The sequence below is a fragment of the Streptomyces liliifuscus genome (assembly GCF_016598615.1).
GTDB lineage: Bacteria > Actinomycetota > Actinomycetes > Streptomycetales > Streptomycetaceae > Streptomyces > Streptomyces liliifuscus.
The window spans coordinates 3945783-3969148 of sequence record NZ_CP066831.1 but is presented as its reverse complement, the minus strand read 5'-3'; the positions used below and the strand labels follow the sequence as shown (position 1 = coordinate 3969148).

The window sequence follows — 23366 nt, the reverse complement described above, 5'->3', positions numbered from 1 at the left end:
GTCCCGGGGGCCGCTCAGGGGCGAGCCCAGGGGTCAGAGCGCGCCCTTGCGCGTGAGGTGGTTGAAGAACAGCCACCCCGGCAGCACGGGCAGCCACAGCGTGAGCAGTCGGTACAGGAGGACGGCGGGCGCCGCGACCTCGCTGGGGAGCCCGACGGCGATCAGACCGACCGTGAGGGTCGCCTCGACCGCGCCCACGCCACCCGGGGTCGGTGCGGCGGAACCGAGCGCGTTTCCGGCGAGGAAGACCACGGCGACACTGGCGATGCTCAGCGAGGGCATGCCCTCGGTCCCGAACGCCCGGACCGACGCGTCGAGGCACATCACGAAGCAGGCCGTCAGCAGAAGCATGCCGCCGATGCCGGTGAGGAGCTTCTGCGGCCGCTGGAGCACATCCAGCATGCGCGGCACGACACCCGCGAAAAGCGACCTCACGCGCGTGACGACGAATTTCCGCAGGAACGGCACCGACGTCACCACGAGGACAAGGACCGCGACGGTCAGCAGACCCGCGATGACGGTCCTGGACGGCGACAAGGAGGGCGTCTTCTCGGTACCCGTCAGATAGCCGAAGGACAGCAGCATCAGGATGTGACAGCCGAGCCCGAACAGCTGCGACGCGCCGACACTCGCCACCGCGAGCCCCGGCCGTACCCCCGAGCGCTGGAGGAACCGCGTGTTGAGGGCGACACCGCCCACCGCCGCGGGCGCCACGATCTTCACGAAGGACCCCGCGACCTGCGCGGCCACGGTCCGCATGAACGGCACCCGCTCGGGCACGAAGCCCAGCAGGCTCATCGCCGCCGCGAAGTAGCTCAGCATCGAGAAGAGCACGGCGGCGGCGACCCAGCCCCACTCGGCGTTGTCGAAGAGCGTGCCGAACTCGATGTGCGTGAGCTGCGTCAGGAGGAAGTAGGCGCCGAACGCGCCCGCGATGAAACTGATCAGGGTGCGAGGCCGGATGCGTTCCAGACGGGCCGGTTCGACGGGTGCCTGCGGCCTGATCAGGAGCACCTGGTGACGGATCTGGGTGAGCAGATCCTCCTCGCGCGCCTCCTCGAGGGCGTCGTCGATGGCGCGCTTTTCGGCCCGCTGTTCGGCGCGTACGGCCTTCTTGTCGGGCTTCTCCAGGACGGGTCTGGTCGCCTCGGGAGTGTGCTCGTGCTCCTCGGCGCGGGCCAGCTTGGCCTGCCGGGATGCCTCCAGGACGGCCTCGCGCTCGCGCTCCGACCGCTCCCGGGCCAGCTTCCGCAGCGTCGCGCGGTGGGAGCGGGTGAGCGCGATGGGCTGCAGCATGGGCAGACAGTCCGCGACCGCGTCCGGGCCGAGGACCCCGACGGCCGACGCCACCGCGCGCTCCGCGCCGACCCGCAGGCCCAGCGTGGTCACCAGCTGGGCGACGTCCATGCGCAGCAGCAGCTCACCGGCCGCGATCTCGCCGTTGCGCAGATCCGTGAGGATCACCGTGCCGGAACGATCCACCAGGATCGCGTCGCCGGCGAGCCTGCGGTGCGCGATGCGCCGGGACTGCAGTGCCTGTACCTGATGCCAGGTGTCCCGGAGCAGGTTGTCGGTGATGTCCTCGTCCGGCAGCGAGTCGAGCGTGCGCCCACCGGTGTGCTCGTAGATCAGCATCACGGCGTCGGGGCCGAGCTCGGAGGTCGCGATCAGCTTGGGCGCGTTGGCTCCGGCCGCGATGGCCGCGTACGCGAGGAGGGCCTCCTGCTCCAGGGCCTGGCGCAACGACTGGAGGCTGCGGCGCGTGGTGATGCCGCGAAGCGTCAGACGGCGCCACACACGGTAGAAGAAGCCCTGCGCCTGCTGTTCGCGGTCGACGACCGTGACGTCCAGCGGTGGACCGTCCTGGAGCGTCACGAAGTACCGGCGGCCGCGATCGCCGTCCAGGGCCTCCGGAGTCTCGTCCCTGGCCGCGCTCACCGGGTGGAAGCCGACGTGCCGCAGGCCCGCCATCAGGGTCCGACCCGTGGGCCGCACGTTCGGCGAGCCGACCGCGTACAGCGTCCCGTACGCCACGCTCCAGCCGATCAGCACGGTCAGGATGATCGAGAACGGGGTCGTGTAGCCGGTGACCAGCATGGAGAAGGCGTCGAGCATCAGCACGACCCACAGCACCGCGCGCCAGCGTGGCCGACGCGACATGCCGACGGCCGTCATGTACGCGATGACCGGCGCGAGATAACCGTGCACCGGGTCGGTGAGGGCCTGGATGTCGCCGGGGGAGGGCTGTGTGAGTGCCTTCTGGATCGAGTCCGGGGCCGCCTTGGCGACCCACAGGTCGGTGGCGAGTGTCACACCGTGCGCGAGGACCGCGGCCAGCACACCGTCGGCGATGCGCAGCCCGTCACGCTTGATCAGCCGCTCGATGGCGAACGCGACCGGCACCAGCAGGATCGCGATGCTCGACGCGAGCCCCGCGATCTTGATCAGCAGGTCGGGTGCCTCGTCGGTGCCCTTGTTGATGTCCTGCGCCAGCCCCGATGTGGTGCCGTGCGCGAACGCGGCGATCGCCAGCAACAAGGCGACCGCGAGCACGCCCACCAGGAGACGCATCAGGTCGGAAGGGCGGTGCACGCGCGCGGGGAGCAGCGGTTCGTCGCCCTCGACCTCTTCGCTGTGGGCGTCGTCGTCGGCGCAGTCCGCCGCCTCGTCGCCCCTCTCCTTGTGCGCGTCCGCCTGTCCGTCGGGCCGCCCGTCAGGGGCCGCTTTCTTGGTCAGGTCGGCCTTCTCGGACGCGCTCGCAGCGCGCTCGTCCGTGCCGTCGTCGGTGTCCGGGCGCGACGAAACCTCAGAGGTGCCCTCCGCGTCTTCGGGGTGCACGCCCTGCTGTTTCATCGTCTCTTCTTGATCTCGTATCACCAGTAACCGCCCGCACGATGGTGGCATGCCCCGCCGACACAGGGGGGCATCAGGGTGCAATGCGGGGTCGCACAGTCTGCCCCAAGCGCTGCTCCGGGGCGAGGGATACGCACAGTCGCCACCACGTCACATTGTCGGTGCTCTGGGGCAGGATGGGCCGGATGAGCGAGCAGAGCCTTCCGGCGGACGCCCTGCCGGAGTACGCGGAGCGGGTCCTCGACGTCGCCGAGCTGATCCCGCCCGGGCGTGTCATGACGTACGGAGATGTCGCCGAATGGCTGGAGGAGGGCGGGCCCCGACAGGTCGGCCGCGTCATGGCCCTCTACGGAGGAGCGGTTCCCTGGTGGCGGGTCATACGCGCGGACGGCAAGCTGCTCCCCGGCCACGAGCTGGACGCGCTGGGCCACTACCGCGCCGAGGGCACGCCCCTGAAGGAGGCGAGCAGGGCCTCCGAGGGCCATCTCCCGCGGGTCGACATGAAACGGGCCCGGTGGGACGGCGGAGGGCGCACGGAGGGTCACACCTGACAGCTTCCGGCATCGAGCTGTCAGGAGGGGCACCGATGGCCCGTACGGGGGAAGCGGGGCACGCCCGTGACATGCCGTACGTTCGTGAGGCGGGAGACGCGTGTGCCGGGTGGGAACAAGAGGAAGCGCTGCTTCCATCACATCCACCGGCGTAGCGTCGACGGCGCGCATCCCGTTCACCCCGCGGCCACCGCCCTCCACGCGCGAGGGGCCATCCACCCGTAGCCCCACCACCACCCCTGAATGACGGCGTTCCGCGTCGACAGAGACAGACCCAAGCACACCCACCAGGACCGGCGAACCACGTGAGCTCCTCTTTCTCCACCAGGCGCCTGTCGCACCCCCAGGGGCGACAGGGGGCCCGTGGCGCTTACCGACTGGTGCGTACCCCGCCGGCCAGGGTGGCTCCCCCTCTGCTGGACGCAGGGCAGCGCGCGGCGGTTGACCACGAGCACGGCCCGCTGCTCGTTCTCGCAGGTCCGGGCACCGGCAAGACGACCACACTCGTGGAGTCCGTCGCGGCGCGGATCGCACGCGGCGCGGACCCCGAGCGGATCCTGGTGCTCACCTTCAGCCGCAAGGCCGCCGTCGAACTGCGCGACCGCATGGCGCTGCGCATAGGAGCGGCCCGCGCGCCCCAGGCGACGACCTTCCACTCCTTCTGCTACGCCCTGGTCCGCGCCCACCAGGACAGCGACCTGTTCGTGGAGCCGCTGCGGCTGCTCTCCGGCCCCGAACAGGACGTGGCGGTACGGGAACTGCTCGCGGGCCAGCCCGGCCTGGAGAAGCTCGGCCTCGCCCATGTGCGCTGGCCGGACGAGCTCCGCGCCTGCCTCACCACGCGCGGCTTCGCCGACGAGGTCCGCGCGGTCCTCGCCCGCAGCCGCGAACTGGGCCTCGGTCCCGACGCCCTCCAGGCCTTCGCGCGGCGCATCGGCCGCCCCGACTGGCTCGCCGCCTCCGCCTTCCTCGCCGAGTACCTCGACGTCCTCGACATGCAAGGAGTCCTCGACTACGCGGAACTGGTGCACCGCGCGGTCCTGCTCGCCCGCCGCCCCGAGGTCGCCGAGCGCCTCGCCGCCCAGTACGACGCCGTCTTCGTGGACGAGTACCAGGACACCGATCCGGCACAGGTACGGCTCCTGCACGCGCTCGCGGGCGGCGGCCGCACCCTCGTGGCCTTCGGCGACCCCGACCAGTCGATCTACACGTTCCGGGGCGCCGACGTGAACGGCATCCTCCAGTTCCCGGAGGCCTTCCCGCGCGCGGACGGTACATCGGCACCGATGGAGGTCCTCAGGACCTCACGCCGGTCCGGCGCCGGCCTCCTGGCGGCCACCCGGCTGCTGACCCAGCGCATGCCCCTGACCCGCCTCCCCGCGGAGAAAGTACGCGCCCACCGGGAGCTGGCCCCCGTACGGGACGGCGGCCGCGTCGAGGTCCACACGTATCCGACGCCCGGCACGGAGCTGGACAACATCGCGGACATCCTGCGCCGCGCCCACCTGGAGGACGGCGTCCCCTGGAACGAGATGGCCGTCCTGGTGCGCGCGGGCTCCCGCACCATCCCGACGATTCGCCGCACCCTCACCGCGGCCGGCGTCCCCCTCGACATCGACGGCGACGACCTGGCGTTGCGGCACGAACCGGCCGTGTCGCCGCTCCTGACGGCACTCAGGGCGGTGGCCGCGGCGGAGACCTCGGGCCCGGTGGGCGCCGCGGCGGGTGTGCGACCCGACGAGGACCAGCGTCCGGGTGAGGGCGTGCGTCCCGACGAGGACGTACGGGCGGACGAGAGCGTACGGGCCGATGAGGGCGTACGGGCCGGGGTGGACGAAAGCACGACCGGTGTGGATGAACACGCGACCGGCGTGCACGAACGCGCGGAGGCAGGCCACCAGGACGACCCACCCGTCGGGGAAGTCGGCGAGCAGGCCGAGGGAGCCGACGCGCCTCATGAGGACCCCGATCCCTCCCAGGATCCTGACTCCTCCGAGAACCCCGACTCCTCCCAGGACCCCGATCTCTCCGTGGACTCCGATCCCTCCGGGGACTCCGCGCCGGAAGCGCCATCTCCCGACAGGCCCTGGCTCGACACCGAGACCGCGCTCAGCCTCCTCGCGTCGCCGCTTGCCGGTATGGACGCCGCCGATCTGCGTCGTCTGGGACGCGCCCTGCGAGAGGAGGAGCGTGCCGCGGGCAACCATGTGCCGCCGCCCTCCGACGAGTTGCTGGCGCGAGCGCTGGCCGAGCCCGAGCGGCTGGTCGCCCACGACCCGTCGTACGCGCGCGGAGCCCAGCGTCTGGGTGCCCTGCTGCGGAAGGCACGAGAGCGCCTCGCGGGCGGCGGTACGGCCGAGGAGGCGCTCTGGGAGCTGTGGGACGGCACGCCCTGGCCGCAGCGCCTGGAGCGGGCCGCCCGGCGCGGCGGCGCGGCCGGCCGCAACGCGGACCGTGACCTCGACGCCGTGTGCGCGCTGTTCGCCACCGCCTCCCGCGCGGAGGAACGCACCGGAGGCCGTGGCGCCCTCAACTTCCTGGAGGAGATCGACGCCGAGGACATCGCGGCCGACACACTCACCCGCAGGGCCGTACGCCCCGACGCCGTACGGCTGATGACCGCACACCGCTCCAAGGGCCTGGAGTGGCGCCTCGTGGTCGTCGCGGGCGTCCAGGAAGGGCTGTGGCCCGACCTGCGTCGCCGCGGCTCCCTCCTGGAGGCCGACCGCATCGGACGCGACGGCCTCGCGGAGCCGCTGACCCCGGGAGCACTCCTCTCCGAAGAGCGCCGTTTGTTCTATGTGGCCGCCACGCGCGCGCGTGAGCGCCTCGTCGTCACCGCCGTGAAGGCCCCGGCAGACGACGGCGACCAGCCCTCGCGCTTCATCACCGAACTCGGCGTGGAGCCCAAGGACACGACGGGCCGCCCCCGTCGCCCCCTGTCCGTCGCCGCGCTCGTCGCCGAACTGCGCGCCACCACGGTCGACCCACGCGTCTCGGACCGGCTCAGGGAGGCCGCCGCCCGTCGGCTGGCCAGGCTCGCCGCGCTCGGCGACGAGGACGGTCGCCCCCTCGTGCCGTCCGCCCACCCCTACCGCTGGTGGGGCATGTACGAGCCGACCGAGAGCAAGGTGCCGCTGCGCGACCGCGACCATCCCGTGGTGCTGTCCGGAAGCGCCCTCGACCAGCTCGCCAACACCTGCGCCCTGCAGTGGTTCCTGGGCCGCGAGGTGAAGGCCGACGCCCCCGCGACCGTCGCCCAGGGCTTCGGCAACGTCGTGCACGTCCTGGCCGACGAGGTCGCCTCCGGCCGCACCCCAGCGGACCTCGCTGTCCTCATGGAGCGCCTCGACTCCGTGTGGGACGCGCTCGCCTTCGACGCGCCCTGGAAGTCGGCGCAGGAGAAGGAGCACGCGCGCGTGGCGCTCGAACGCTTCCTGAAGTGGCACGTCGATTCCAACGGCGCCCGCGCGGGCCGTACGCCGGTGGCGAGCGAGCACGACTTCGACGTCACCCTCGAAGCGGGCTCCTACGAAGTACGCATCCGCGGCTCCATGGACCGCGTCGAGCAGGACGCCGAAGGCCGCGCCTACGTGGTCGACTTCAAGACCGGCAAACAGGCACCGAGCGCGGCCGACGTGGCCCACCACCCGCAGCTCGCCGTCTACCAGCTCGCCGTCAGCGAAGGCGCGGTCGACGAGGCCTTCGAGGGCGAACGCCCCGAATCGGGCGGCGCCGAACTCGTCCAACTCCGTCAGGGCGCCCCCAAGAAGGACGGCGGCGAGACCCTGCCCAAGGTGCAGGCCCAGCAGCCGCTGGAGGGGGAGTGGGTCGGCGACCTCCTCGCCACCGCGGCGGGCAAGGTCCTCGACGAACGCTTCACACCGACGACCGGCCAGCACTGCACCCACTGCGCGTTCCGGGCCTCGTGCAGCGCACGGCCGGAAGGGCGGCACGTGGTCGAGTGAGAGGCCTGGTCGGGTGATGAGCGCGGTGTTGAGTGACGGGAGTGGTCGAGTGACGGCCACGGCCGAGTGACAGGGCGCGGGCCTCCGAAGGGCGGGTGCGGACATCCGCCGTAGCAGAGGCTCCGCTGTTCGCAGGGCTCCCGCCGTACGTGAAGTGACGTACCGCACCACGCGTGCTGACCAGCGCATCCTCCGGCCCGGACACCGATTCGGCACCGGCTGTCAGTGGGCGCGGCTAGCCTCTCTGACGTGCCAGCCCGTATCTCTGACCCCGAGCAGCTCAAGGAGCTCCTCGGCATCCCGTTCACCCCGGAGCAGACGGCCTGCATCACCGCACCGCCCGCCCCGCAGGTGATCGTGGCCGGCGCCGGATCCGGCAAGACCACGGTGATGGCCGCGCGCGTGGTGTGGCTGGTCGGCACCGGACAGGTCGCGCCCGAACAGGTCCTCGGCCTGACCTTCACCAACAAGGCGGCGGGCGAACTCGCCGAGCGCGTACGGAAAGCCCTCATCAAGGCGGGCGTCACCGACCCGGACGTGATCGACCCGGACAACCCGCCCGGCGAGCCGGTCATCTCCACCTACCACGCCTTCGCGGGCCGCCTGCTGACCGACCACGGACTGCGCATCGGGCTCGAACCCACCGCGCGCCTCCTCGCCGACGCGACCCGCTACCAGCTCGCCGCACGCGTCCTGCGCGAGGCACCGGGGCCCTACCCCGCGCTCACCCGCTCCTTCCCCGACCTGGTCAGCGACCTCCTCACGCTCGACGGCGAGCTCGCCGAACACCTCGTACACCCCCGGGACCTGCGGGCCTACGACGCCGTACTGCTGCGGGACCTGGAGAGCGTCAAGCTCACCAACGCCGACCTGCGCAAGGTCCCCGAGACGGCCGCCGCCCGGCGTGAACTGGCCGAGCTGGTGGGCCGCTACAGGGCCGCCAAGCGCGAGCGCGACCTCCTCGACTTCGGCGACCAGATCGCCCTCTCCGCGACCCTCGCCAGCACCCGCCCCGAGGTCGGCGGCATCCTGCGCGACGAGTTCCGCGTGGTCCTGCTCGACGAGTACCAGGACACCTCCGTGGCCCAGCGCATCCTCCTGGCGGGCCTGTTCGGCAGCGGCACGGGCCACCCGGTGACCGCCGTCGGTGACCCCTGCCAGGCGATCTACGGATGGCGCGGCGCCTCCGTCGCCAACCTCGACGACTTCCCCGAGCACTTCGCCCACGCCGACGGCCGCCCAGCGACCCGCCAGTCGCTCAGCGAGAACCGCCGCAGCGGCGGCCGCCTCCTCGACCTCGCCAACGGCCTCGCCGAGCCCCTGCGCGCCCTCCACGCGGGCGTGGAGGCCCTCCGCCCGGCCCCGGGGGCCGAGCGGGACGGCATGGTGCGCTGCGCCCTGCTGCGCACCCACGCCGAGGAGATGGACTGGCTCGCCGACTCCATCGCCCATCTCGTACGCACCGGAAAGGCGCCCGGTGAGATCGCCGTCCTGTGCCGCACGGCGACCGACTTCGCCGAGATCCAGGGCGCCCTTGTCGCCCGCGACATCCCCGTGGAGGTCGTCGGCCTCTCCGGGCTGCTGCACCTCCCCGAGGTCGCCGACCTGGTCGCCGTCTGCGAGGTCCTCCAGGACCCGGGCGCCAACGCCTCGCTGGTCCGCCTGCTCACCGGCCCGCGCTGGCGCATCGGCGCCCGCGACCTCGCCCTCCTGGGACGCAGGGCCCGCCTTCTCGTGTCGCACGCGCGCGTGGGGGCCGACGACGACCCCGACCGGCGGCTCGCCGCCGCCGTCGAGGGCATCGACCCTGCCGAGATCATCTCGCTCGCGGACGCCCTCGACACGTTCCTGGAGACACCCCTCGGAGGCCACGGGGACGACGACGGCCTGCCCTTCTCCGCCGACGCCCGCGTACGGTTCGCACGGCTCGCCACCGAACTGCGCGACCTGCGCCGCTCGCTCTCCGACCCGCTCATGGACGTCCTGCACCGGGTCCTCGCCACCACCGGCCTGGAGGTGGAGCTCTCCGCGTCCCCGCACGCCCTGGCGGCCCGCCGACGCGAGACCCTCTCCAACTTCCTCGACATCGCAGCCTCCTTCGCCGCCAACGACGGCGAGGCCACCCTCCTCGCCTTCCTCGGCTTCCTGCGCACCGCCGCCCAGTACGAGAAGGGCCTCGACAACGCCCTGCCGGGCGGCGAGAACACCGTCAAGGTGCTCACCGCGCACAAGTCCAAGGGCCTGGAATGGGACGTCGTCGCGGTCCCCGGCCTCGTCACCGGCACCTTCCCCAGCAGCCAGGGCCGCGAGAAATGGACCGCACAGGGCAAGGTCCTGCCGCACGAACTCCGCGGCGACGCCGACACCCTGCCGGACATCGGCGCCTGGGACTCCCGCAGCATGAAGGCCTTCCACGAGGCCATGAAGGAACACCAGCACACCGAGGAACTCCGCCTCGGCTACGTCACGTTCACCCGCCCCCGCTCCCTGCTGCTCGGCTCGGGCCACTGGTGGGGCCCCTCCCAGAAGAAGCCCCGCGGCCCCTCCGACTTCCTGCAGTCCCTGTACGAGCACTGCGAGGCCGGGCACGGCGAGATCGAGGCCTGGGCGGACGAACCCGAGGAGACCGAGGAGAACCCCGCGCTGCACGAGGCGGGCGGCGACCACGCCTGGCCGCTCCCGCTCGACGACGCGGCCATGGCCCGCCGACGCGCGGCCGCACAGACGGTCCTGGCCCACCTGGAATCCGGCCACTCCCACGAGACGGCCCACCCCTCGTCCCACGACGCCCCGGAGTCGTGCGACGACCCGGACTGGCCGCCTCCACCCGAGGACGACGAACTGCCCTACGACGAACCGCTCCACGACGAGCCCCCCTTCGGGGAGGACATCCACGAAGAGACCGATTTCACAGACGAGTCAGCCCGGGGGGACTGGGACTCGTGGACCACGAACCGTCCCAGGGTTCCGCACCCCACCCCGTCCCCGGACGCACACCTCGCCCGCTCCCCGGACGCGCGCCCACACCCTCCGGAGACGCCCCGCCCCGCCTCCGAGACGAGGCACCTCACCCCGGAGGAAGCCCGCACCGTCGCCTCCTGGGACCGCGACCTGGACGCCCTCGCCGGAGAGCTCCTGCGCGCCCGCGAAAGCGTCACGGACGTCATCCTGCCGGCCTCCCTGACCGCCTCCCAGCTGCTGCGCCTGGCCGCCGACCCGGACGCCTTCGCACAGGAACTCGCGCGCCCCATGCCGCGCCCGCCCCAGCCGGCCGCCCGCCGCGGCACCCGCTTCCACGCCTGGGTCGAGGCCCGCTTCGAAGAGCTGCGCCTGCCGATGCTGGAACCGGAGGAACTGCCCGGCAGCGAGGCCGAGATCGCCGACGAACGCGACCTGGAAGCCCTCAAGGACGCCTTCGAACGCACCCCGTACGCCCACCGCACCCCCTACCGCGTCGAGGCACCCTTCCAGCTCGCGATCGCCGGACGCGTCGTACGGGGCCGCATCGACGCCGTCTACAAAGAAGACGACGGCGACAGGACGACGTACGAGATCGTCGACTGGAAGACCAACCGCGCCCGCAACGCCGACCCACTCCAGCTCGCCCTCTACCGGCTCGCCTGGGCCGAGCAGCACGGCGTACCCCTGGATTCCGTACAGGCCGCCTTCCTGTACGTGCGCAGCGGCGAGGTCGTACGCCCCGAGAGCCTGCCCGACCGGGCCGCACTGGAGCGGCTCCTCCTCGAAGAACCACCCGATGGGGTCCCCGAGGAACCGCCGGACCAGCACGCGCGCGTGGACGGCTAGGCTCGTGACCATGAGCAAGACTCCGGACAGCGCCGTCCGCGCGTACATCGAGCAGCACCGCGCAGCCTTCCTCGACGACCTCGCCGAGTGGCTGCGCATCCCGTCCGTGTCGGCCCAGCCCGAACACGCCGCGGACGTACGGCGCAGCGCCGACTGGCTCGCCGCCAAACTCCAGGAGACAGGCTTCCCGACCTGCGAGGTCTGGGCCACGCCCGGCGCCCCCGCCGTCTTCGCCGAATGGCCCTCCGACGACCCGCAGGCACCCACGGTCCTCGTCTACGGACACCACGACGTACAGCCCGCGGCCCGCGAGGACGGCTGGGACACCGACCCCTTCGAGCCCGTCGTCCGCGGAAACCGCCTCCGCGCGCGCGGGGCCGCCGACGACAAGGGCCAGGTGTTCTTCCACACACTCGGCGTCCGCGCCCACCTCGCCGCCACCGGCCGCACCGCCCCCGCCGTCCACCTGAAGCTGCTCATCGAGGGCGAGGAGGAGTCCGGCTCCCCGCACTTCCGCGCACTCGTCGAAGAGCGGCAGGACCGCCTCACCGCCGACGCCGTGATCGTCTCCGACACCAGCATGTGGTCCGAGGACACTCCCACCGTGTGCACCGGCATGCGCGGTCTCGCCGAGTGCGAGATCGAGCTCCACGGGCCCGACCAGGACATCCACTCCGGCGCCTTCGGCGGCGCCGTACCCAATCCGGCCACCGCCGCGGCACGCCTCGTCGCGGACCTGCACGACGAGCACGCGCGCGTGGCCGTCCCCGGCTTCTACGAAGGCATCACCGAACTCACCGACCGCGAGCGCGAACTCTTCGCCGAACTGCCCTTCGACGAGGCGCAGTGGCTGCGCACCGCCAAGTCGACGGCCACCCACGGAGAGGCCGGACGGACCACCCTGGAGCGGATCTGGGCCCGGCCGACCGCAGAGGTCAACGGCATCGGAGGCGGCTACCAAGGCCCCGGCAGCAAGACGATCATCCCCTCCTCGGCCATGGTGAAGCTCTCCTTCCGGCTCGTCGCCGGACAGGACCCCGACCACATCGAGAAGATCGTCCGCGCCTGGACCGCCGAGCGGCTGCCCGCCGGAATCCGCCACGAGATCACCTTCGCCGCCGCCACCCGCCCGTGCCTCACACCCCTCGACCACCCGGCACTGCAGTCCGTCGCACGCGCCATGGGGCGCGCCTTCGAGCAGGAGATCCGCTTCACCCGCGAGGGAGGATCAGGGCCCGCCGCGGACCTCCAGGACGTCCTCGCCGCACCCGTGCTGTTCCTCGGCATCTCGGTCCCCTCCGACGGCTGGCACGCACCCAACGAGAAGGTCGAACTCGACCTCCTCCTCAAAGGCGTCGAAACCACCGCCTACCTGTGGGGCGACCTGGCCGAGAACTGGCGCGATGCACACTGAAGACGCCCCGTCGCAGACGCCCTGCCGTACAGCCGCTGAACCACCCGCCGAAACAACCGTTCCACCGGGGGAGTTGGAAGCACCCGTGACCACCTGGACCGACCACACCGCCGACCGTCCCATCTCGCTCACCGCCCCGAGCGGCATCGACCGGGCCGCCCACCACCGGCTCGACGAGGCCTGGCTCGCCGCGGCGTGGAGCCACCCCACCACCCGCGCCTTCGTGGTCTCCGGCGGCCAGGTCCTCATCGACGAGACGGCGGACGGCACCACCGAACTCGTCATGACCCCGTCCTTCGAAGCGCCCCTCACCGAAGCACACCGCTACTTCCTGGGCACCGACGACGACGGCGTCAGCTACTTCGCACTCCAGAAGGACGCCCTTCCGGGCCGCATCGACCAGTCCGCGCGCGCGGCCGGCCTGCGCGAAGCCGGCCTGCTCCTCTCACAGCGCGACGCCGGCCTCATGGTGCACGCGGTCGCCCTGGAGAACTGGCAGCGCCTGCACCGCTTCTGCTCCCGCTGCGGCGAACGCACCGTGATCGCGGCGGCCGGCCACATCCGCCGTTGCCCCGCCTGCGGCGCCGAGCACTACCCGCGCACCGACCCCGCCGTGATCATGGCCGTCACCGACCACGACGACCGCATCCTCCTCGGCCGCCAGGTCCACTGGCCCGAAGGCCGGTTCTCCACCCTCGCCGGATTCGTCGAGCCCGGCGAGTCCATCGAGCAGTCGGTCCGCCGCGAGGTCTTCGAAGAGGCCGGCATCACCGTCGGCGAGGTCGAGTACATCGCCAGCCAGCCCTGGCCCTTCCCCTCCAGCCTCATGCTGGGCTTCATGGCCCGCGCCACCTCGGCGGAGATCAACGTCGACGGCGAGGAGATCCAGGAAGCCCGCTGGTTCTCCCGCGAAGACCTGCGGGCCGCCTTCGAGTCCGGGGAGGTCCTGCCTCCCTACGGCATCTCGATTGCGGCCCGCCTGATCGAGCTCTGGTACGGCAAGCCCCTGCCGACACGCGGGGCGGCCGCCTGAAGCACGTACCGACTACGCGCCGATCTTCTGCTTGACCTGCGCCAGCGAAGGGTTCGTCAGCGTCGAACCGTCCGGGAAGAGAACGGTGGGAACCGTCTGGTTTCCGCCGTTCGCCTTCTCCACGAAGGCCGCGGACGCTGGGTCCTGCTCGATGTTGATCTCGTTGTACGTGATGCCCTCGCGGTCCATCTGGCCCTTCAACCGGCGGCAGTAGCCACACCACGTGGTGCTGTACATCGTCACAGTGCCCAGCATGTCTCTCATGCTCCTTCGCTGCAGGGGAGTACGTCTTCGCAGTGATGGAACGTACGCGACCTGGCCACCATTCCCATACGCGGCAAGGGAGAGAGCCGGTGCACACGGCGGAGGGCAGCCCCGGTGAAAGGGGCGGTGCCGTCGCCGTCGGGCCGGGCACCTGCCGCATTAGTACGACTGCGAGCGCCTCCCTGTGGACAACCGGCGCACCCGTCTCCGCCGACCTGGCAGCATGGCGGGGTGACAGCAGCAACGCATTCCACCCTCTTCCCGCAGGCCCCTGACACGGCCGACGCGGTACTGGAAGGGCTCGACCCCGAGCAGCGCGAGGTCGCCACCGCCCTGCACGGCCCGGTATGCGTGCTGGCCGGAGCCGGTACGGGCAAGACCCGCGCCATCACCCACCGCATCGCCTACGGAGTACGCGCCGGGATCCTCCAGCCCTCCAGCGTGCTCGCCGTCACCTTCACCAACCGCGCCGCCGGAGAGATGCGCGGCCGCCTCCGCCAGCTCGGCGCCTCCGGAGTCCAGGCCCGCACCTTCCACTCCGCCGCCCTGCGCCAGCTCCAGTACTTCTGGCCGAAAGCAGTCGGAGGCAGCCTGCCCCGGATCGTCGACCGCAAGATCCAACTCGTCGCCGACGCCGCGGCGGCCTGCCGCGTCCGCCTCGACCGCGGCGAGCTGCGGGACGTCACCACCGAGATCGAATGGTCCAAGGTCACCCAGACCGTCCCCTCCGACTACGCCGCCGCCGCGGCCAAGGCCGGCCGCGAAGCCCCCCGAGACCGCGCCGAGATCGCCCAGCTCTACGCCGCGTACGAGGACCTCAAACGCGATCGCAGCGTCATCGACTTCGAAGACGTCCTGCTGCTGACCGTCGCCATCCTCCAGGACCAGCACGACATCGCCGAAGCGGTCCGCGCCCAGTACCAGCACTTCGTGGTCGACGAGTACCAGGACGTCAGCCCCCTCCAGCAGCGCCTCCTCGAACTGTGGCTCGGCGAGCGCGACAGCCTCTGCGTCGTCGGCGACGCCAGCCAGACCATCTACTCCTTCACCGGCGCCACCCCCGACCACCTCCTCGACTTCCGCACCCGCCACCCCGGAGCCACGGTCGTCAAACTCGTCCGCGACTACCGCTCCACCCCCCAGGTCGTCCACCTCGCCAACGGCCTGCTCGCCCAGGCCCGCGGCCGCGCCGCCGACCACCGCCTGGAGCTGATCTCCCAGCGCACCGCGGGCCCCGAACCCGGCTACACCGAATACACCGACGAACCCGCCGAGGCAGAAGGCGCCGCCCGCCGCATCCGCGACCTCATCGCCTCCGGCATCCCCGCGAGCGAGATCGCGATCCTCTTCCGTACGAACTCACAGTCCGAGATCTACGAACAGGCCCTCGCCGACGTCGCGGTGCCCTACCAACTGCGCGGAGCCGAGCGCTTCTTCGACCGGCCCGAGGTGAAGAGAGCCATCCACGCCCTGCGCGGAGCAGCCCGCTTCGGAGGCAACGACTCACTCCTCGACGACGCCCCCGACCTGCCCTCGCAGGTGCGAGCCGTCCTGTCAGGAGACGGCTGGACCCACCAGCCCCCCGCGGGCTCCGGCGCCGTCAGAGAGCGCTGGGAGTCCCTCGCCGCCCTCGCCCACCTGGCCCAGGACTTCGCCGCCGCCAAACCCGACGCCACCCTCGGCGACCTCGTGGCCGAACTCGACGAACGCGCCGGCGCCCAGCACGCCCCCACCGTCCAGGGCGTCACCCTCGCCTCCCTCCACTCCGCCAAGGGCCTGGAGTGGGACGTCGTGTTCCTGGTCGGCGTCGCCGAAGGCATGATGCCGATCACCTACGCGAAAACCGACGAACAGATCGAGGAGGAGCGCCGCCTCCTCTACGTCGGCGTCACCCGCGCCAGAGAACACCTCTCCGTCTCCTGGGCCCTGTCCCGCTCACCCGGCGGCCGCCCCAACCGGCGGCCCAGCCGCTTCCTCGACGGACTGCGACCCGGCTCCGTCACCACGGCGAACCGCGGCGGCACCGCAGGCCCCCTCGGCTCGGGCGGCATCGAGCGCGGCGCTCCCGGCAGCGCCCCCGGCGTCACACGACGGGCGAACCGCACCCCCGCCCGCTGCCGGGTCTGCGGCCGCACCCTCAACGACGCCGGCGAGATGAAACTGATGCGCTGCGAGGACTGCCCCTCCGACATGGACGAGGGCCTCTACGAGCGGTTGCGCGACTGGCGGGCCGTCCAGGCGCAGCGCAGCGGGCAGCCGGACTTCTGCGTCTTCACGGACAAGACCCTGATGGCCATCGCGGAAGCGGTGCCGTCCACTCCGGTCGAGCTGTCCCGCATCCCAGGGGTCCGCGCCCGCAAGCTCAACCGCTACGGGGCCGACGTACTCGCCATCTGCGCAGGTCAGGAACTTGAGGACGACGCAGACGAGGACTGATTCAAACTCGTCGAAAAAATAGTTTGCGCATGCCCCAGCAATCCCCATAGGTTCTAAAGCACGGAAACGGCGGCCTTCTCGAAGGCCCTGGTTCCGTGCTGTACTTAATAACCGTCGGACCGGCTCGCCCGGTCCCAGAGACGCCGAGAGGAGGCGATTCCAGTGATCAGCACCACCAGCAGCTCCGTCAGCTCCGTCAGCTCCGTCAAATTGACCGATCGCTCGGTCGTCTCCACGTGCCTGCTCGGCTTCTCGAACCTGGGCACCGGTCTGTCCGGCATTCCCGCCGTCCGGCCGGCGTCCTCCGTGTCTCTCTCGGGCCTCCCTGTCCGTGAGCGCAATGAGCGACCGATGAAGGCACTGGAAGCAGTAGAGGCACAGGCGCAGGCCTATGCCTTCGCAGCCACCGGTGCCGGAGCCGCCAAGCAGACGCACCACACGATGTGGGCCTTCCGTGGGCCTGAACCCTGGAGTGATCCAGCCTGATCGACGATCAGGCCGGCGCCTTCAGGGCCGCGGAACCCCACCCGGGATCCGCGGCCCTTCTGTTTGTCCCCGACCAGGGACGACAGAGCGAAGGGGCCTCGGGACAAGAAAAGAACCCGGTACCAGCCGCCAACCGGCCAACCGGCCGGCACGACCAGACGAGGAAGAACCAATCGTGCAACTCGAAGCGCACGCCCCGTCCGTACCGCCTTCCGAAACGATCTCCCCGCCCGGCCTCACGGAGGACTCCACCTTGACCCCGCTCACTGCGCTCACCGCGCTCGACGACGCCATCGAGAACCTCGGCGTACCTGTCCCCTGCCGCTCGTACGACCCGGAGGTCTTCTTCGCGGAGTCGCCGGCCGACGTCGAGTACGCCAAGTCCCTCTGCCGCACCTGCCCGCTGATCGAGGCCTGCCTCGCCGGCGCCAAGGAGCGGCGTGAGCCCTGGGGCGTCTGGGGCGGCGAGCTCTTCGTCCAGGGCGTCGTTGTCGCCCGGAAGCGGCCGCGTGGCCGCCCGCGCAAGAACCCGGTTGCGGCATGAACACCCTAGGAACGATCGATCGCCCCCTGACGCACGACCCCAAGAAGCAGGTCCCGATGAAGCCGTCCACCAGCGAGCCCGCCGGCTCCGCGATCCCAGACTTCACCTCCACCGGCGCGAACGACACGCGCCAGAACAGGACCCGAGAGATGCAACTCATCCCAGAAGCCCTGGCTCGTGCGCATATGCACGACCGGCTGCATGAGGCGGAGCAGGAACGCCGGGCGATGCGCCTGGTGACCGCGCGCCGCATGCAGCGCCGTGCCGAGCGCGCCTCACGCCGCGCCCGCCGCGCACTGGCCATGGCGGTCATGCAGTAGAACCGTTTTCGCAACGGCAACAGAAGCAACAGCTGATGCGGGGGCCGGTCCGAACGGACCGGCCCCCGCGGTGCGTTGTGCCTCTCCAACCGCGGATCCCGGAGTTATCGTCACCACGTGACGAGTCTTCCCGGGGACAGTGACAGTGACAGCGACGGCTCCACCGCGGAGCCCCGGCCCATCGCGTGCGCCCGCTGCGGCGCGACATCAGAGGACCCGCCACTGACCTGGACCTTCTCCGTGGAGAACGGCGCCCGCCACTACATCTGCGACAACTGCGCCCGGGCCAACCTCAGAGCGATCGAGGGCCGACTGGACTCGGCTTGGTGGTGAGCTCCGGAGTCCTCTTGGGCCCCTCCCCCCTCCCCCCGCCTCCACCCCTCCCGCTCAAAGAACGGCAGCCCAAGCTCACGCCTCAGCCACTGAGTCGCCCTCCGTCAGTGTCTCGTCGTCCTCCAGTACGAACCCCGGCAGCCACTCCTCCAGTTCGTCCCGCAGTCGTACCGTCGCTCCCAGTTGGCAGAGCACGCCGATGGTGCTCAAGGTCACCCGGTGTATGAGGAGGTACGCCGGGGGCAGGTTGAGCTGTTTGCCGAGTTGGTGTGCGGGGGAGCGGGGGTCGGCGATGCGGGCCGCCTGGCTGCGCATCCAGCCGCGGGTGAAGGTGAACTCGTCGGCCTGGGCCGGCTCGATAATGGGGAGCAGGTAGTCCAGTACGGCGTCCGGGTCGAGTTCTATGGACTCCTTGACGAAGCCCTCCTCGCGGAGCAGGTCGTAGACCGCCTCGGCGTCGCCGTCGAGGGTCATGCGGAGCGAGTCGCCGATCGTCGGGGGCAGGCCGCCCGGCAGGCGGTCCACCGTGCCGAAGTCCAGGACGCCGAGCCGCCAGCCGCCCTTGCCGCCGGAGCCTTCGGGGTCCTCAGGGTCCTGGGCGTCCTCTGCGTCGTCCGGCAGGAGACGGAAGTTGCCCGGGTGCGGGTCCGCGTGCAGCAGGCCGGTGCGGGACGGGCCGGAGAAGAGGAAGCGGGCCAGGAGCTGGCCTGCCCGGTCGCGCTGTTCCTGCGTACCGTCGGTGATCACCTCGGACAGGGGGATCCCGTCGATCCACTCCGTCACCAGGACCTGCTCGCACTGGTGGACCACCGCCGGCACCAGTACATCCGGGTCGTCGGCGAACTCCTCCGCGTGCGCCCGCTGCGCCTGTGCCTCCAGGGCGTAGTCGAGCTCCTCGGACACCCGGTCGCGCAGCTCAGCGATGAGCGGCTTGATGTCCATGCCGGGAATCAACGGCCCCAGCAGGCGGGCAAAACGGCTCAGCTGGTTCAGATCGGACAGCAGGGCCTCGCCCGCCCCGGGGTACTGCACCTTGACCGCGACCTCCCGGCCGTCGTGCCACACCGCCCGGTGCACCTGGCCGATCGAGGCCGCCGCGGCGGGCTTGTCCTCGAACTCCAGGAACAGGTCGTGCCAGTCCTCGCCGAGCCGCTCCGCCAGCACGGAGTGCACCGTGCGGGTCGGCATCGGCGGGGCCGCTTCCTGGAGTTTCGTCAGCGCCGCGCGGTAGGGGCCCGCGACCTCCTCGGGCAGCGCCGACTCGAAGACGGACATGGCCTGTCCGAACTTCATGGCTCCGCCCTTGAGCTCACCGAGCACCTTGAAAAGCTGCTCCGCCGTGCGCTGTTGCAGCTCGCGACCCACGAGCTCGGCCGACTTGCCGCCGATTCGTTTGCCGAGTCCCCAGGTCGCCCGCCCGGCGAAGCCGAGCGGTAGCGCGGCGAGCTTGGCGGTTCGGGTGACCGCCTTCCGGGGAAGATCAGACATGCGCCCTCCAAGTACCGGACAGCCGTGCCGCGTGCGGCTGTTGCCCGGCCATTGTCTCGTGCGGCCCTTCGTCGTCCGAGGTCTGCTCCCCCTTAGCTTTCTCCGCGGCCCCGCAGCGGCATGCGGGATGGTCCCACACCGGCGTCGAGTGCCAGTCGAAACCGGGCACCGATACCTCCCAGCGGGCCCCCGCACTCGACGGCAGCTCCCCGTCCAGAAAAGCGAGCGCATGCCCCGCGGCCAGGCCGGCGACCGCGGTGGACAGCGCCAGATCACACGCCGGTACGTGACGGGACTGAGCGGAACGCCACTGTGCCAGTAGCCGTGGCCAGGTCGGATCCCGGTCGGTGCGTCCCAGATCCAGGCAGCCCGCGCAGGCCGTGTCGCCCGGCAGGACGAGGGGGCCGACGACTCCCGTGCCCTCCACCACCCCGGCGTACAGATGCGGTGTTCCGGAGTCGATCAGGGGCTCGGCGGCCGATGGGTCGGGGGCGTGGACGGCGAGACCGTCCCGGGGCGTGATGATCACGAGGGAGAGGCCCGGATCCTCGGCTTCGGGAGCCTGGCGTGCGCTGCCGCGACGCGGCGGGCGGTTCGGTGCCGCACGGCGCACCGCACGGCGTGCGGCCTCGTCCCTGCGCTCGCCGATGGATTCGACGGGCAGCCCGCCCGGAGCCACGTCCCACGGCTCGACGCAGCCGCCGTCGTGCACGTCGACCTGGCCCACGCCCGCTCCCGCCAGTGCCGCGGCGAGTACCACTCCGACCCGGCCCGCGCCCCGCACCTGTACGCGCAGTGAGCGGCGGGCCGCCAGCCGGCGCATGGCGTCGCCCGGTTCGGGAGCGACCAGGGAGAGCGATGCGACGTCGGGTCGCAGCCGGTCCAGGACCGCCGGTTTCTTGCGCAAAGCATCGGCGGCCGGGCCGCCGCCCGTCGCGTCGTCCAGCAGTCCCGCCTGGGCCAGTCGCTCCACGAGACCGTCGACATGGCCGTCGGGCAGACCCATGCGGCGTCCCTCGTCGCGTAACAGAGGCAGTCCGCGTGTGCCGTCGAACAAAGTCAGAAGACTGCCCGTCGCCGTGTCCATCGGGCCGAGCACCATCGCGTGTGCGGGTGCCATCCCGAACTGCACGGTGTTGAGATCCCGCCAGCCGCGCCGCAGCGCGGGTTTCACCATCGGATGCATGACCGACCCCCGTACGTCCCCGTTGCGCCGGCGGGTGTTCGTCCCGCTCCGCCGGTCGAATGTCAGCATGCCCGCATTGCCCGGCACGTGCCGAAAGTTGTCCACAGGCAGTGGATATTCGTCGTACAAATCGAGCGCGTGGGGTGCGGTTCGGCATCGATGCGTCCCGGAGGCGGGACTTCCCCCGTGTGCAACGGGTAACGTCGGGCTGTGCCCGCCGACCCACTGCACCGCGCCGGAAACCCACAGCGCAGCACGACGAGCCAGCCGCCAAGCGGCTCGGGGGCGAGCGCGATCGAGGTCCGCAGGAGCGCGCGACGGCGCAGAACGGTCTCTGCGTACCGTGAAGGCGATCGCACCGTCGTGCTCATCCCCGCCCGGATGTCCGAGGCGGAGGAGCAGCGCTGGGTGAGCGTCATGCTCGACAAGCTGGCCGCCCAGGAGAACAAGCGGGTGCTCGGCGACACGGAGTTGTCCGAGCGGGCCGCGCGGCTCTCCGATCTGTACTTCGACGGCCGGGCCCGGCCCACTTCGGTCCGCTGGGTCACCAATCAGAACACCCGCTGGGGCTCGTGCACCCCCGCCGAGGGCAGTATCCGTCTTTCGCACCGGCTGCAGGGCATGCCCGAATACGTCGTCGACTACGTCCTCGTCCATGAACTCGCGCATCTGCTCGTGCCCGGCCACGGCCCCGACTTCTGGCGGCTTCTTGAGGCCTATCCGCGGACCGAGCGGGCCCGCGGCTACCTCGAAGGAGTGGTCGCCGCCGACCGGCTGCCCCACCTGCCCGCCACCCGCGGCGAGTGACGTCGGCCTGACGCCCGTCCGGCGCCGAAACCCTGGCCGGACCGCTCGAAGCAGGGATTCTGTACCGGGTGTGTACCGGCTTCGTCCACGGCTGGATTTTGCCGTTAGCCTGACGCGACGCACTCGTATTCGGGATGGGGGACGGTCGTTACGCATGGCCAGGGAATTCCAACGCGGCCACAAGGCCAAGATCAGTGACCTCACCGCGGGCACCGATCTGTACGTGGGTGTGCAGATCACCGGCCCCGGACTGAGCTTCGACATCAGCTGCTTCGGTCTCGACGCCGACGAACAGCTTTCGGACGACCGGTTCTTCGTCTTCTTCAACCAGCCGAAGACCCCCGAAGAGTCCATCCAGCTTCTCGGTGCGCAGGCGGGCGACACGGAGTCCTTCCGCGTCACGCTCGACAGGATCCCGGCGCAGATCCAGAAGCTGTCCTTCACGGCGACGATCGACGGCACCGGACAGATGTCGCAGGTCGCCCCCGGGTACCTCCGCATCGTCGCGGGCGGCGAGGAGGTGGCCCGCTACTCCTTCAACGGTGGCGAGTTCTCCACCGAACGCGCCGTGATGCTGGGCGACTTCTACCTCAAGGACGTCTGGCGGTTCGCCGCGGTCGGACAGGGCTTCGACGGCGGGCTCGACGCGCTGCTGAAGAACTTCGGCGGCGAGGTCGCCGAGGAGGAGCCCGCGGCCCCGGCACCCCAGGCCGCCGCGCCCTCGTTCGCGCCGCCCGCCCAGGCAGCCGCACCGCCCGCGTTCGGCGCGCCGGCAGGCCCCGCCGTGCCGGCTCCGCAGCCTGCCGCACAGGGTTTCGCACCGCCCCAGGGAGCCACGCCACCGCCGGCCCCCGTGCCTTCGGTGCACGCGGCGCCGACCATCATCGCGCCCCTGACCCCGCCCGGCGGCGCCCCGGTACCGCCTCCGGCTCCCGCCCCCGCGCCCTACGGGCAGCCGGGCCAGCAGCCTCAGTACGGTCAGGCCCCCGGCCAGACCGCACCCCTGCCGCCCGGCTACGGACAGCCCCAGGCACCTCAGGCGCCCCAGGCACCCGCTCCGCCCCCGGGCTACGGCCAGCCGACCCCGCCTCCCGGCTACGGTCAGCAGCCGCCGTTCGGCCAGGTGCCCGGTCAGCCCGGCGCACCGGGTGTGCCGGGTGCGCCCGCCGCCTACGGAGTGCCTCAGGGCGCTCCCCAGGGAGGCGCCGGTGTCACCGCGGCGCTGCAGGCGTACAAGGAGACGCCCACCGGGCAGCGCTGGACCCAGCAGAACAAGAAGATGGTCCGTGTCGACCTCGGCATGGGCGGCGACCAGGCCGTACTGGCCCGCCAGGGCAGCATGGTGCTCTACCAGGGCAAGGTCGACTTCAGCTACAAGGGCGCCGGATTCTCCGGGCGGATCGTGGGCAACGCGACCGGCCAGGAGATGCAGCTGATGCGCTGTTCGGGCCGCGGCCAGGTGTTCCTCGCGGACAACTCCGCGATGCTGCACCCGATCGAACTGCAGGGCGACGCCGTCTGTGTCTCCGCGGAGAACGTCCTCGCCTTCGACGAGACACTCCAGTACGAGGTGCGCCGCGTCGAAGGACACGGCATCCCCGGCGGAGCGCTGTTCACGATGCAGTTCCAGGGGACCGGCACGATCGTCGTCAAGACGCGTGGCGTGCCCGTCGTGCTGCCCGTGACGCCGACGACGTTCGCCGACTGCAACGCCGTCGTCGCCTGGTCCGCCGCCTCCCAGGTGATCGTCTCCAGCCAGGTAAGGATGCGTCGCAACGCCTACCCGGGCGACACCGGGGAGAGCGTGAACCTCCAGTTCCGTGGCGCGCCCGGCAATTTCATCGTCGTCCAGCCGTACGAGGTCTGAGGGAGCCCG

Annotated in this window: 16 protein-coding genes; 12 read left to right on the top strand and 4 right to left on the bottom strand. The window is 71.4% G+C overall.

What is annotated here, in order from left to right:
• Nucleotides 1-33: 33 nt before the first annotated feature.
• Nucleotides 34-2853, bottom strand: coding sequence for a lysylphosphatidylglycerol synthase transmembrane domain-containing protein (locus JEQ17_RS16735; protein ID WP_200395991.1), 2820 nt, complete (start codon nucleotides 2851-2853; stop codon nucleotides 34-36).
• A gap of 185 nt (nucleotides 2854-3038) precedes the next feature.
• Here JEQ17_RS16735 and JEQ17_RS16730 point away from each other — a divergent pair, with 185 nt between their 5' ends.
• The 5 genes from JEQ17_RS16730 (at nucleotide 3039) to nudC (ending at nucleotide 13626) form a co-directional block, all read left to right on the top strand.
• Nucleotides 3039-3404 (top strand): MGMT family protein, encoded by a 366-nt coding sequence (locus JEQ17_RS16730; protein ID WP_200395990.1) that lies wholly within the window; start codon nucleotides 3039-3041, stop codon nucleotides 3402-3404.
• Between the two features lie 305 nt (nucleotides 3405-3709).
• The gene (locus tag JEQ17_RS16725) at nucleotides 3710-7372 is read left to right on the top strand and encodes an ATP-dependent helicase (protein ID WP_200395989.1); all 3663 of its coding nucleotides are present in this window, start codon (nucleotides 3710-3712) and stop codon (nucleotides 7370-7372) included.
• 249 nt (nucleotides 7373-7621) lie between these two features.
• On the top strand, nucleotides 7622-11179 hold the full coding sequence (locus JEQ17_RS16720; protein ID WP_200395988.1) for an ATP-dependent DNA helicase: 3558 nt from the start codon (nucleotides 7622-7624) through the stop codon (nucleotides 11177-11179).
• A 10-nt stretch (nucleotides 11180-11189) separates the two neighbouring features.
• Nucleotides 11190-12593, top strand: coding sequence for a dipeptidase (locus JEQ17_RS16715; RefSeq protein ID WP_200395987.1), 1404 nt, complete (start codon nucleotides 11190-11192; stop codon nucleotides 12591-12593).
• An 85-nt stretch (nucleotides 12594-12678) separates the two neighbouring features.
• Complete coding sequence (gene nudC, locus JEQ17_RS16710; RefSeq protein ID WP_234048227.1) at nucleotides 12679-13626, top strand: NAD(+) diphosphatase; 948 nt, start codon at nucleotides 12679-12681, stop codon at nucleotides 13624-13626.
• A 12-nt stretch (nucleotides 13627-13638) separates the two neighbouring features.
• On the opposite strand, the gene JEQ17_RS16705 is transcribed toward nudC, so the two are convergent.
• Nucleotides 13639-13881 (bottom strand): mycoredoxin, encoded by a 243-nt coding sequence (locus JEQ17_RS16705; protein WP_055610529.1) that lies wholly within the window; start codon nucleotides 13879-13881, stop codon nucleotides 13639-13641.
• Between the two features lie 135 nt (nucleotides 13882-14016).
• On the opposite strand from JEQ17_RS16705, the gene JEQ17_RS16700 reads away from it, so the two are divergent.
• The 5 genes from JEQ17_RS16700 to JEQ17_RS16680 all read left to right on the top strand — a co-directional run bounded on the left by JEQ17_RS16700 (nucleotide 14017) and on the right by JEQ17_RS16680 (nucleotide 18009).
• Nucleotides 14017-16326 carry an ATP-dependent DNA helicase UvrD2 gene (locus JEQ17_RS16700; RefSeq protein ID WP_407700152.1) on the top strand — a complete coding sequence of 770 codons (2310 nt, stop codon included), beginning with the start codon at nucleotides 14017-14019 and terminating at the stop codon, nucleotides 16324-16326.
• Nucleotides 16327-16488: 162 nt separating this feature from the next.
• Nucleotides 16489-16812 carry a hypothetical protein gene (locus JEQ17_RS16695; protein WP_200395985.1) on the top strand — a complete coding sequence of 108 codons (324 nt, stop codon included), beginning with the start codon at nucleotides 16489-16491 and terminating at the stop codon, nucleotides 16810-16812.
• Nucleotides 16813-16987: 175 nt separating this feature from the next.
• Nucleotides 16988-17356 carry a WhiB family transcriptional regulator gene (locus JEQ17_RS16690; protein ID WP_143636489.1) on the top strand — a complete coding sequence of 123 codons (369 nt, stop codon included), beginning with the start codon at nucleotides 16988-16990 and terminating at the stop codon, nucleotides 17354-17356.
• Nucleotides 17353-17676 carry a hypothetical protein gene (locus JEQ17_RS16685; RefSeq protein ID WP_200395984.1) on the top strand — a complete coding sequence of 108 codons (324 nt, stop codon included), beginning with the start codon at nucleotides 17353-17355 and terminating at the stop codon, nucleotides 17674-17676. The genes JEQ17_RS16690 and JEQ17_RS16685 overlap by 4 nt, the downstream gene beginning before the upstream one ends.
• Before the next feature lie 117 nt (nucleotides 17677-17793).
• Nucleotides 17794-18009, top strand: coding sequence for a hypothetical protein (locus tag JEQ17_RS16680; RefSeq protein WP_200395983.1), 216 nt, complete (start codon nucleotides 17794-17796; stop codon nucleotides 18007-18009).
• A 75-nt stretch (nucleotides 18010-18084) separates the two neighbouring features.
• On the opposite strand, the gene JEQ17_RS16675 is transcribed toward JEQ17_RS16680, so the two are convergent.
• Together JEQ17_RS16675 and JEQ17_RS16670 are read right to left on the bottom strand one after the other, a co-directional pair.
• A complete protein-coding gene (locus JEQ17_RS16675) occupies nucleotides 18085-19497 on the bottom strand; it encodes an ABC1 kinase family protein (protein WP_200395982.1) in 1413 nt (470 codons plus the stop codon).
• Nucleotides 19490-20683, bottom strand: coding sequence for a ThiF family adenylyltransferase (locus JEQ17_RS16670; RefSeq protein WP_200401526.1), 1194 nt, complete (start codon nucleotides 20681-20683; stop codon nucleotides 19490-19492). Before JEQ17_RS16670 ends, JEQ17_RS16675 begins: the two co-directional genes overlap by 8 nt.
• Nucleotides 20684-20893: 210 nt before the next feature.
• On the opposite strand from JEQ17_RS16670, the gene JEQ17_RS16665 reads away from it, so the two are divergent.
• Complete coding sequence (locus JEQ17_RS16665; protein ID WP_190229728.1) at nucleotides 20894-21490, top strand: M48 metallopeptidase family protein; 597 nt, start codon at nucleotides 20894-20896, stop codon at nucleotides 21488-21490.
• Between the two features lie 154 nt (nucleotides 21491-21644).
• Entirely contained in the window at nucleotides 21645-23357 is a 1713-nt protein-coding gene (locus tag JEQ17_RS16660; RefSeq protein WP_200395981.1) for a TerD family protein, read from the top strand.
• The last annotated feature ends 9 nt before the right edge of the window (nucleotides 23358-23366 follow it).

Coding starts and splice junctions, on each gene's coding strand:
- JEQ17_RS16735 (WP_200395991.1), bottom strand. CDS start 2,853: ATGAAACAGCAGGGCGTGCACCCCGAAGACGCGGAGGGCACCTCTGAG.
- JEQ17_RS16730 (WP_200395990.1), top strand. CDS start 3,039: ATGAGCGAGCAGAGCCTTCCGGCGGACGCCCTGCCGGAGTACGCGGAG.
- JEQ17_RS16715 (WP_200395987.1), top strand. CDS start 11,190: ATGAGCAAGACTCCGGACAGCGCCGTCCGCGCGTACATCGAGCAGCAC.
- JEQ17_RS16705 (WP_055610529.1), bottom strand. CDS start 13,881: ATGCTGGGCACTGTGACGATGTACAGCACCACGTGGTGTGGCTACTGC.
- JEQ17_RS16685 (WP_200395984.1), top strand. CDS start 17,353: ATGAACACCCTAGGAACGATCGATCGCCCCCTGACGCACGACCCCAAG.
- JEQ17_RS16675 (WP_200395982.1), bottom strand. CDS start 19,497: ATGTCTGATCTTCCCCGGAAGGCGGTCACCCGAACCGCCAAGCTCGCC.
- JEQ17_RS16670 (WP_200401526.1), bottom strand. CDS start 20,683: ATGCATCCGATGGTGAAACCCGCGCTGCGGCGCGGCTGGCGGGATCTC.
- JEQ17_RS16660 (WP_200395981.1), top strand. CDS start 21,645: ATGGCCAGGGAATTCCAACGCGGCCACAAGGCCAAGATCAGTGACCTC.